11 protein-coding genes are annotated in these 10000 nt (G+C 60.8%); 5 read left to right on the top strand and 6 right to left on the bottom strand.

Going from position 1 to position 10000, the window contains the following annotated elements; all coding sequences use genetic code 11:
- Positions 1-146 precede the first annotated feature (146 nt).
- From sufC to LDL37_RS04315, 5 genes are all read left to right on the top strand, one after another.
- On the top strand, positions 147-896 hold the full coding sequence (gene sufC, locus LDL37_RS04295) for a Fe-S cluster assembly ATPase SufC (RefSeq protein ID WP_290794866.1): 750 nt from the start codon (positions 147-149) through the stop codon (positions 894-896).
- Positions 896-1954, top strand: coding sequence for a Fe-S cluster assembly protein SufD (gene sufD, locus LDL37_RS04300; protein ID WP_290794869.1), 1059 nt, complete (start codon positions 896-898; stop codon positions 1952-1954). Before sufC ends, sufD begins: the two co-directional genes overlap by 1 nt.
- On the top strand, positions 1944-3164 hold the full coding sequence (locus LDL37_RS04305) for a cysteine desulfurase (protein WP_290794872.1): 1221 nt from the start codon (positions 1944-1946) through the stop codon (positions 3162-3164). The genes sufD and LDL37_RS04305 overlap by 11 nt, the downstream gene beginning before the upstream one ends.
- 5 nt (positions 3165-3169) lie before the next feature.
- Positions 3170-3601, top strand: a complete 432-nt coding sequence (locus LDL37_RS04310; protein ID WP_290794898.1) for an SUF system Fe-S cluster assembly protein — start codon at positions 3170-3172, stop codon at positions 3599-3601.
- A 71-nt stretch (positions 3602-3672) separates the two neighbouring features.
- Positions 3673-4071, top strand: a complete 399-nt coding sequence (locus LDL37_RS04315; protein WP_290794875.1) for an iron-sulfur cluster assembly accessory protein — start codon at positions 3673-3675, stop codon at positions 4069-4071.
- A 6-nt stretch (positions 4072-4077) separates the two neighbouring features.
- Here the strand turns inward: LDL37_RS04315 and LDL37_RS04320 are convergent, their stop codons facing one another.
- The 6 genes from LDL37_RS04320 to LDL37_RS04345 all read right to left on the bottom strand — a co-directional run.
- Positions 4078-4500, bottom strand: a complete 423-nt coding sequence (locus tag LDL37_RS04320) for a hypothetical protein (protein WP_290794879.1) — start codon at positions 4498-4500, stop codon at positions 4078-4080.
- Positions 4501-4592: 92 nt separating this feature from the next.
- Positions 4593-4931, bottom strand: coding sequence for a hypothetical protein (locus LDL37_RS04325; RefSeq protein ID WP_290794882.1), 339 nt, complete (start codon positions 4929-4931; stop codon positions 4593-4595).
- 132 nt (positions 4932-5063) lie between these two features.
- Positions 5064-5822 (bottom strand): lysophospholipid acyltransferase family protein, encoded by a 759-nt coding sequence (locus LDL37_RS04330; RefSeq protein ID WP_290794885.1) that lies wholly within the window; start codon positions 5820-5822, stop codon positions 5064-5066.
- A gap of 98 nt (positions 5823-5920) precedes the next feature.
- Entirely contained in the window at positions 5921-6979 is a 1059-nt protein-coding gene (locus tag LDL37_RS04335) for a GGDEF domain-containing protein (protein WP_126423889.1), read from the bottom strand.
- 101 nt (positions 6980-7080) lie between these two features.
- The gene (locus LDL37_RS04340) at positions 7081-8586 is read right to left on the bottom strand and encodes a DEAD/DEAH box helicase (RefSeq protein WP_290794892.1); all 1506 of its coding nucleotides are present in this window, start codon (positions 8584-8586) and stop codon (positions 7081-7083) included.
- A gap of 155 nt (positions 8587-8741) precedes the next feature.
- Positions 8742-10000 (bottom strand): toprim domain-containing protein (locus LDL37_RS04345; RefSeq protein WP_290794895.1); only part of this gene is annotated, 1259 nt, incomplete at its 5' end.

Raw genomic sequence — 10000 nt, forward strand, 5'->3', positions numbered from 1 at the left:
GGGGAGGGGGACCGCGAAGCGGTGGAGGGGGATACCTCCGGCCGTGCCACCCCCCTCCGTCATTTCGCTATCGCTCAATGCCACCTCCCCATCGCTGACGCGACAGGGAGGAGAGGTGTTGCGGACGCATGAAGAGAACAATAACAATGCTTAATATCGAAAACCTCACCGTCAGCGTTGACGACAAGACCATCCTCAAGGGCCTGAACCTGAACGTTCCGGCGGGTGAAGTGCACGCCATTATGGGCCCAAATGGGGCCGGGAAATCGACGCTGGGCTACACGCTGGCCGGGCGTCCGAATTACGAGGTCACGCAAGGGGCGGTCGATTTCAATGGCGAAGACCTGCTGGAGAAGGACGTGCATGAGCGCGCCGCGGCGGGGCTTTATCTGTCGTTCCAGTATCCGCTGGAAATCCCCGGCGTGCCGGCCATGACCTTCATCCGCACGGCGCTCAATGCCCAGCGCAAACTGCGTGGCGAAGAGGAGATGTCGGCCCCCGAATTCCTCAAGACCATCCGCGAGGTCGCCAAGACGCTGAAAATCGACATGGACATGCTGAAACGTCCGCTCAATGTCGGCTTCTCCGGCGGCGAGAAGAAGCGCATGGAAGTGCTGCAAATGGCACTGCTGCAACCGAAGTTCCTGATCCTCGATGAAACGGATTCCGGCCTCGACATCGACGCGCTCAAGGTCGTGTCGGACGGCGTTAATGCCCTGCGCAGCGATGACCGCGGTATGCTGGTCATCACCCACTATCAGCGCCTGCTCGACCATATCAAGCCGGACCGCATCCACATCCTCGTCGATGGCAGGATCGTCCATTCGGGCGGCCCGGAACTGGCGCTGGAACTGGAAGCGCACGGCTATGACCGCTATGTCAATGAGGCGGCGTAATGGCGTTTGACCTGACCCCGCTCGATCTGTTCGACCCGTCGTCCTACCCGACGCGGCGTCATGAGGAATGGAAATATTCCGACCTGTCGCGCGCCCTGCGGGAAGTGCCGGCGCGCGCCGAGCTGACGCATCTTCAGGCCGAAGCCGGTGATTTCGGGGGCTTCTACTGGCACTGTGCGGGTGACGGGCAACTGGCTGACCTGCAAGCCGCCGTTTCCAAAGCCGTTCAGAGTTCAGGTGGTCGTCTCTACCTCGACATGAGCGATGTCGGGGAAGAAGGCGCTATGGCCGGTTATCAGGGCGAGGGCCGCATCACCCTGGGCGAGGGTGAACACCTTATCCTGCTCGAAGACTATAGCGGGGCGCTGGACTATGCCGCCAGCACGGTCCTTCACTTCGACGTAGCCGAAGGGGCGACGCTGATCCGCGTGGTCATTCTCGATGAACCGGAAAGCGCCGTGTCGGTGCGCCGTTCGACCGTGACCACCGCGCCGGGCAGCGTTTTCAAGCAGTACGTCTTCGCCACAGGGGCCAAGTTCCAGCGGTTTGAAACCCATGTCGCGCACGCCGGGCACGGTGCGCAGGTCGAGATGCACGGGGCCTATCTGCTGAAAGACACAGCGCATTTCGACTACACGACGCGCGTCAACCACGCCGAGGTTGATGGCGCGACGCAACAGTTGATCAAGGGCCTCGTCAAGGACCGCGCCACGGCGGTGTTTCAGGGGCGCATCTATGTCGAAAAGGGCGCCGACGGCACCGATGCACGTATGCGCCATCAGGCCCTGATGCTCAATGACGGGGCGCACGTGCGCGCCAAGCCGGAGTTGGAAATCTACGCCGACGATGTGCAGTGCGCGCACGGCAATACCATCGGCGCGCTGGACGAGTCGGCGCTGTTCTTCTGTCAGTCGCGCGGTATGCCCGAAGAGGTGGCGCGCGCCCTCCTGATGCAGGCCTTCGTGGTGCCGGTCGCTGAGCAGATCGAGGATGAGGCCCTGCGCGAGATGGTGTTGAACTGGATTGCCGACAAGACGGAGGGATTCTATGCCCTTTGATGTTGAAGCGGTCCGCCGCGACTTTCCTATCCTCAGCCGTCAGATCAATGGTAAGCCGTTGATCTATCTCGATTCCGGGGCCTCGGCGCAGAAGCCGACCGCGGTTATCGAGGCGATGAGCCATCACATGGCGCAGTCTTACGCCAATGTGCACCGCGGCCTGCACCGGCTGGCCAATGAGGTCACCGATGCCTTTGAGGCTGGTCGCGAGACGGTGGCGAAGTTCATCAATGCCGCGCGCCCGGAAGAGGTGATCTTCACCAAGTCGGCCACCGAGTCGATGAACCTCGTCGCGCAGACCTGGGGGCAGGCCCATATCAAGGCCGGTGATGAAATCCTCATCACCGAGCTGGAACATCACGCCAATATCGTGCCGTGGCACATGCTGGCGCAGCGCACGGGCGCGGTGCTGAAATGGGTGCCGATCCTTGACGACGGTAGCCTCGATATGGCGGCGTTCGATCAGTTGCTGACCGATCGCGTCAAGCTGGTCGCCGTGGCGCATATGTCGAACGTGCTGGGCACCATCAATCCCGTGCGCGAGATCGCCGACAAGGCTCACGCCGTGGGTGCGAAGGTGCTGATCGACGGCTGTCAGGGCGTGGTGCATCTGCCCGTCGATGTGCAGGCGCTGGGCTGTGACTTCTATGCTTTTTCGGCGCACAAGCTGTACGGCCCGACGGGGTTGGGCGTTTTGTGGGGCCGCTATGACCTGCTGGAGGCCATGCCGCCCTGGCAGGGCGGCGGCGAGATGATCGCCCACGTCTCCAAAGAGCGCATCACCTACGCCGAGCCGCCGCACCGTTTTGAGGCGGGCACGCCGGCTATTCTTGAGGTCATCGGGCTGAAAGCTGCCATCGACTGGTTGTCGCAGATCGACCGTGAGGCCGCTGCGGCGCACGAAATGGCGCTGTATGAACGCGCTCATGCGGGGCTGAAAAAGATCAATGCCCTGCGCATCTATGGCGAAGCGGCGGGAAAAGGCTCGATCCTGACCTTTTCTCTGGGCGCGGCCCACGCGCATGACGTTGCGCAGATACTCGACCGCTACAATATAGCGGTGAGGGCGGGGACGCACTGCGCTGAACCCCTGATGACGCGGCTGGGGGTGACGTCAACCGTGCGCGCCTCCATCGCGCTTTACAATACCGAGGCCGAGATCGACGCGCTGATTGCGGCGGTTGAAAAGGCGCAAGGGTTTTTTGAGTAATGACCATGTCCAAGCACGAGATCATTTCCCTGTCCGCTGAGGACGCCAGCCAACCGGTTGCCGAACCGGGTCAGGCCGAGCTGTTTGCGCCGGAAGAGACGACGGCGGTCGAACCGCTCCCTCAGGAAGAGTTGGATCGTCTGACCGACGAACTGATCGCGGCGTTCAAGACGGTGTTCGACCCGGAAATCCCGGTCGATATCTACGAGTTGGGCCTGATCTATCGCGTCGATATCAATGACAATCGCGAAGTGGTGGTCGATATGACCCTCACCGCGCCGGGGTGTCCGGTGGCCGGCGAAATGCCGGGCTGGGTGCAGAATGCGGTGATGGGCGTGCGCGGCGTGGCCGATTGTCACGTCAATCTGGTCTTCGATCCGCCGTGGGACTCGTCGAAAATGAGCGACGAGGCCAAGCTTCAGCTCAACATGTTTTAACGATCATGGGAGGAAACGCGGTTTCCCCCATGCGCCCCCTTTCGTCAGTGTAAAAGGCCGCAGAGATAGCTATGGATATTCAGCCTGTTATCACGCCTCGTCCCCGTCGGCCGCGTCCGGCCATCGTGTCGCTGACCGATGCAGCCGCCGCCCAGGTGAAGGCCATCATGGCGCGGGCCGACAAGCCCTATGTGGGTCTGCGCGTCGGTGTGAAGCAGGGCGGCTGCGCCGGTCAGGAATACGTGCTGAGCTATGCCGAAGCCGCCGACCCGCTGGATGAGGTGGTTACCGACAAGGGCGTGACCATACTGATCGAACCCAAGGCGGTGCTGTATCTGGTCGGCACGGTCATTGATTATGAGACGACGAAGCTGGCGTCGAAGTTCGTGTTTAACAACCCGAATGAGACGGATGCCTGTGGCTGCGGCGAGAGTGTAACGATCAAGCCCGCAGCCACGGAAGAAGACTAATCAGCCTCAGGCCCGCAGGGCGAGCGGCACAAACTCGATTTCCCCGCTGCGCCCGGTCAGCCAGTCGAGCGCTTCATCCGCCGTATAGAAGTTGCGCATTGTGTCCTTGGGGAAGGAGGCGTAGTCCTGCTGGATGTAGACCTCTTCCACCGCGTCGTGCGTCACAAAGGCGACCCGGCGTCCGTCGTGGAAATCGCGCGTCCATTCGGCCCAGGTCTGCGCAAAGCGCTGGCGGTCTTCGTCCTCCAGATGGCCGGTATAGCGGCGAAAGTCGATCAGACGGTCATAACGCCACGGCTCGCCGATTTCGGCATAGGCTTCGATGAAGCGGTCGCACAGCTCGGCGCTGGGGAAGGGGCCGAAGACGCGGGCAATGAGGATGGAATGGGTTTCATCCAGATAGACGCTGAGGCGGTATTTTTGCGACATGCTAAGCGAACTTTGTGATTTGCTGATCCACTCTACGCGCCAAAGCTTAAAATCCACTTAGCTTAAAAGTGAAATGCCGTTTCGGTAACCGGTTAAGGTTGTGGTGTCGCCAGCCACTCGATGGCTTCGTCACGGCGTTCGAAGAGTTGGATGAAGGCCTTGGGGAAGGCGTCACCGAGAGCGTTCAGGCGCGCACGGTCGAACGGGTCGTTGGAAATGAGGGCCAGACGCCGGCGCGGTGGAGGCGGCGTCCCGGCGGCCTGAGCCAGCCACGCGGCCGCCCGCATCAGGTCGGACAGTTCAACCACGCCCTGAGCCGAGCGCATATCCAGAATACGGTCGTAGAGCCAGGGCTTCTCGATCTGCTGATAAAGGTCGATAAGGGCGTCCACAAAGCCTTCGCTGGTATAGTCGCCGCGGGCGGTGACCATCAGCAGGTTGTTATCCGTGTCGATAAGATGGGAGAGACGGAGAGGGCGCGGCACGGCGGACCTTACAGAACAGGGAACGGCTGCTGTATCCCCTAACGAGCGTCTGTTAAAAAAACCTTATATCTTCTGTATTTAAGCCGGAACGGCCCCTTCAGTGATCAATTCGGAAGGTTCAACCGGGCCGCCGCGGGCTTCGGCGATCAGTTCCTGAGTCCGGCCTTCGATGCGCGCTTGCAGCACAGCCATGAACTGCGCCTTGTCGAGGCCGGGCGCGATGGGATCAAGAAATTCCAGCACCGCTGTGCCGGCGGTTTTGCGATACTGGGTTTCCTGCCAGAACAGGCCGAGATTGGTGGCCACGGGCACCACGGGGCGGTTGAAATTCCTGTACATGTGCCACACGCCGGAACGATAGCGGCGATAGGTGCCAGGCGCATTGAGGTGGCCTTCGGGATATATGAGGATGTGGCGACCGTCACGGTCAGCTTCGGCCGAGCGCTGGCTGAGGCTGCGGCGCGCTTCGTGGCCGCCGCAATTGTTGACCACAATGGCGCCCAGCTTGCGCAGCAGCGTGCCCATCAGCGGGAACTTTTCCAGATGATCGCCGGTGACAAAGGCCACGTCCTCGAACTGCGAATAGAGGCAAAAGCCGTCACCCCATGACTGATGCTTGGCGGCGAAGATGACCGGCGTGTCCGGGACGAGGTGACGGCCGCGGACCTCAAGCCGTATGCCAGCCAGTGCCCGCATGGCCCAGACCATCCGCCGCGTATAGCGCTGCACAACCCACAGAACCGGTTTGCGACCCGGCAGAAGCGACAGGCCAATAGCCATCAGGCTGTAGCCGATGGAGAAAACCCAGTAGGCGAGAGCGAACGCAAAGGCGCGCATGGAGGTATCCACAAAGAAAGCCAGTGACGGAATCGTCACCAGCTTCTTGTCGCATAAATTTGAACAATGTTCAAATTATATTTTCCCAGTTATATTTCTCAGGCGGCGTCAGTCGCTTTCAAGGCGGATTTGGCGCAGGTGACCATGTTGCGACCATTGTTCTTCGACTGATAGAGGGCCTTGTCGGCGCGGTCGAGCAGGTCGTAGGCGTCTTCGCCATAGTCACGCTCGGCGATACCGACGGAAATCGTGATCGTGCCCAAGTCTTCATTGGTGGAACGGCGCTTGAGGACGCGAGAGGCGATTTCCTGCCGCGCTTCGTTGAGCAGGCGCTCGACGACGGCCATGTTTTCGCTGGGGAAGATCATGGCAAATTCTTCACCGCCATAACGGGCGGCCATGCGCGGGGCGCGACCGATGCGTGACAGGACCGAAGCGACGTAACGCAGGACCTGATCGCCCGTCTGATGGCCCCAGGTGTCGTTGAAGCGTTTGAAATGGTCGATGTCGAGAACGGCCAGGGTGATATTCTTGCCTTCGTCGCTGTCGCAATGGCGTTCCAGCGCTTCGTCGAAGGATTTACGATTGGCCAGATTGGTCAGGGCGTCGGTCATGGCTTCCAGACGCACCTGATCAAGGTGTTTGCGCAGACGCGCCACTTCGCGTGAGGATTCGCTGAGGCGAACTTCGAAATGGGCGTGCTGGTTGAGGATTTGCGAGGTGGCATCCGTCAGACGCCCGACAAGCTGGCGCAGGCGTTGTGCGTCCGAATCCCCATCAATGCTGGTGCGCGCGCCTTCGAGCGTCTCGTTATAGTCTTTCTGCGCCTTCTGGGCTTCGTTGATGACTTCGCTGACCGAGGCCAGCTCGCGCGTCAGACGCAGGCCTGCGTCGCGCACCTCATCATTTAGCTTGAGGCGGGAAATGAATTTCGAAGCGAGGCTTTCGGAGATTTCCTCGGTAATCTTCTCACCCGAACCGATCAGGCGATGGATCTCCTGCGCCAGAGCCGAGTTGGGATCGCCCGCGACATAGAGCCAGATTTCATAATTGAGCGGCGTCGGCCAGACCCCGTGCACTTCCATCAGCCGAATGGCCTCCACGGCCAGACTATAGGCATTGGAACTGCGAACGCTCACTTCTATGTCGTTGCTCATAAAGGCTTCCTTGTGTCACGAATCGGGTGACGAGAAACACATTAAGTCAATTTCTCTGACAGGCGGTTAACGCGGGAACTTATTTTGCTTTACCCTTGCCCTCAGCGGTAGGCGCTGCGCAGCATAAAGGCTGGCACATGGCCGCCGAAACCCTGACCGTCCGGACCTTTGGGCAGGCTGTCCTCATTGTCTTTCAACGGAAAATCGTCAGAGACCGCCTTTGCGCGCGGCGGCGGGGTGTCTGCCGCGGGAGATTTGCGGCGGCGCGTTTTTTTCTCCGGAGGCGGAGCGGCGTCCACGACGACCTCTTCCGGGACCACGACTTCGGCGACGGCCTCAGGGGTTGATTCGCTCTTGCGACCACGCTCACGGCGCGGGCGAGCCGAACGGTCACGCTCCGTGCGTTCACCGCGACCGCGCGCGGGCTTTTCCCGCTCCGGACGCGCATCGGCCAGCGGGCTCCAATCGACGTCCAGCTCCAGCGGGTTGGGCTCTTTCTTGATGAGCTTCAGAACCTTGTCGTAGTTCTTTTCATCGTTGGGCGCGAGGATGAGGTAGGCCTCACCCGTGCGACCGGCGCGGCCTGTGCGGCCGATACGGTGCACATAGTCATCGGCGTGGTGCGGCACATCGAAGTTGAACACATGGCTGACGCTGGGGATATCGAGCCCGCGCGCCGCGACGTCCGAGGCCACCAGCAGTTTCAGCTCGCCGCTGCGGAAGGCATCGAGCGTCTTCATGCGCAGGGACTGATCCAGATCGCCGTGGATCGGTGCGGCATTAAAACCGTGCACCGACAGCGACTTGGCGACGATATCGACATCGGTTTTGCGGTTGCAGAAGACGATGCCGTTATTGATCTCCAGTTGCCCGATCAGGGTGCGCAGGGCCAGCCGCTTGGCCTTGGCCAGCAATTTGGAGTCTCCCGACGGCACGCGATAGACGTACTGGGTAATGTTTTCGTTGGTCGTTGCCGGGCGCGAGACTTCGATACGCACCGGGTTCTTCAGGAATTGCTCGGTCAGGCGCGTGATTTCCGGCGGCATGGTCGCCGAGAAGAACAGGGTCTGACGCGACGGCGGCGTCAGCTTGAAGATGCGCTCTATGTCGGGAATGAAGCCCATGTCGAGCATGCGGTCGGCTTCATCAACGACCATCAGTTGCACGCCATTCAGCATCACCTTGGAGCGCTCAAACAGGTCGAGCAGACGGCCCGGCGTAGCGATCAGCACATCGACGCCCTTGTCCAGCTTGGCCACCTGATCGGCCATGGAGACGCCACCGATCAGGAGAGCCCAGTTCAGCTTGCAATATTTGGCATATTTCTCAAAGGCTTCGGCCACCTGATCGGCCAGTTCGCGCGTCGGCGCCAGCACGATGGCGCGCGGCATACGGGCCCGCGAGCGCCCCGAAGCCAGCTTCTCGATCATCGGCAGGGTAAAGGCCGCCGTCTTGCCGGTGCCGGTTTGGGCGATCCCCAGAACGTCCAGTCCGATCAGGGCAATGGGGATGGCCTGTTCCTGAATGGCGGTCGGCGTATCGTAGCCGGTATCGGCCACGGCTTTCAGGATATCGGGGTTCAGGCCTAGATCGGTAAATTTGGTCATTCAGCTTTGAAGGGTTGCCGTTTCGGACAGTCGCAGGAAAAAAAATCAGCCGCCGCGTAAGCGCGGACACGGCGATAAATACGCCGGTAAAGGCTTCGCGGCCTCTAGTATCAGATTTTACATAAAAGGACAGAGATTTATTGCGCTGCGGCGGCTCAGACGTCCAGATCATCGCCGACAAATTCGGCATTTTGCTGAATGTACTTGAAACGCAGTTCCGGTTTACGGCCCATCAGGGTTTCGACCAGATCCTCAATGTCGCTCTCATTCTCCGGTAAGGTGACGCGCGCCAGGGTGCGCGTCTTCGGGTCCATGGTCGTTTCCTTGAGTTGCGCCGGCATCATTTCGCCCAGACCCTTGAAACGGCCGATTTCGGGCTTCTTCCCCTTGAATTCTTTTTCAAGGATTTCAAGTCGATGCGCGTCGTCCTTGGCATAGACGATCTTGGTGCCGTGGCTGATGCGGTACAACGGGGGCATGGCCAGATAGAGGTGACCATTGCGGATCATCGACGGCATGGTGCGGTAAAAATAGGTGATCAGCAGTGACGCAATGTGCGCGCCGTCCACGTCGGCGTCGGTCATGATGACGATGCGCTCATAGCGCAGGTCGTCTTCCTTGAAGCGCGCCCCCGGCTGTACGCCCAGCGCCAGCCCCAGATCGGACAGTTCCTGATTGGACTTGGCCTTGTCGGCGGTCGCCGAAGCGATGTTGAGGATCTTGCCGCGCAGGGGCAGGATGGCCTGCGTATTGCGGTTACGCGCCTGCTTGGCCGAACCACCAGCCGAGTCGCCTTCGACGATGAACAGTTCGGTGCCATTGGCGTCCTGACGCGCGCAGTCGGCCAGCTTGCCCGGCAGACGCAGCTTGCGCGTCGCTGAGGCGCGCTGCACCTCCTTGTCCTTGCGCTTTTTCAGGCGGTCTTCGGCGCGTTCGACGACGAACTGCAACAGGCGATCGGCCTGCTTTGGCGAACTGATCAGCCAGTGATCGAACGGATCGGCCAGCGCCTTTTCGACCAGACGCTGAGCCTCGCTGGACGACAGGCGGTCCTTGGTCTGGCCCTGAAACTCAGGGTTCTTGATGAAGACCGAGATGACCACGCCGGCTTGTGCCACCACGTCTTCGGCGGTGATAATGCCGCCGCGCTTGTCGCCGGTCATATCGGCATAGGCCTTCAGCGAGCGGGTGAGGGCGGCGCGCAGGCCCGCCTCGTGCGTGCCGCCGTCAGGCGTCGGGATGGTGTTACAATAGGACTGCGTAAAGCCGTCAAATTCACCGAACCCGGCCCCGGACCAGGTAACGGCCCACTCTACGGCCCCGGCTTCACCTTGCCGTTCCACGCGGCCGGAAAAGATGTCGGTGACGGTTTCCGTCTCCTGAACGCGCTCAGCCAGATAGTCGGCCAGCCCGT

Source organism: Asticcacaulis sp. (assembly GCF_020217185.1).
In the GTDB taxonomy this organism is placed as follows: Bacteria; Pseudomonadota; Alphaproteobacteria; order Caulobacterales; family Caulobacteraceae; genus Asticcacaulis.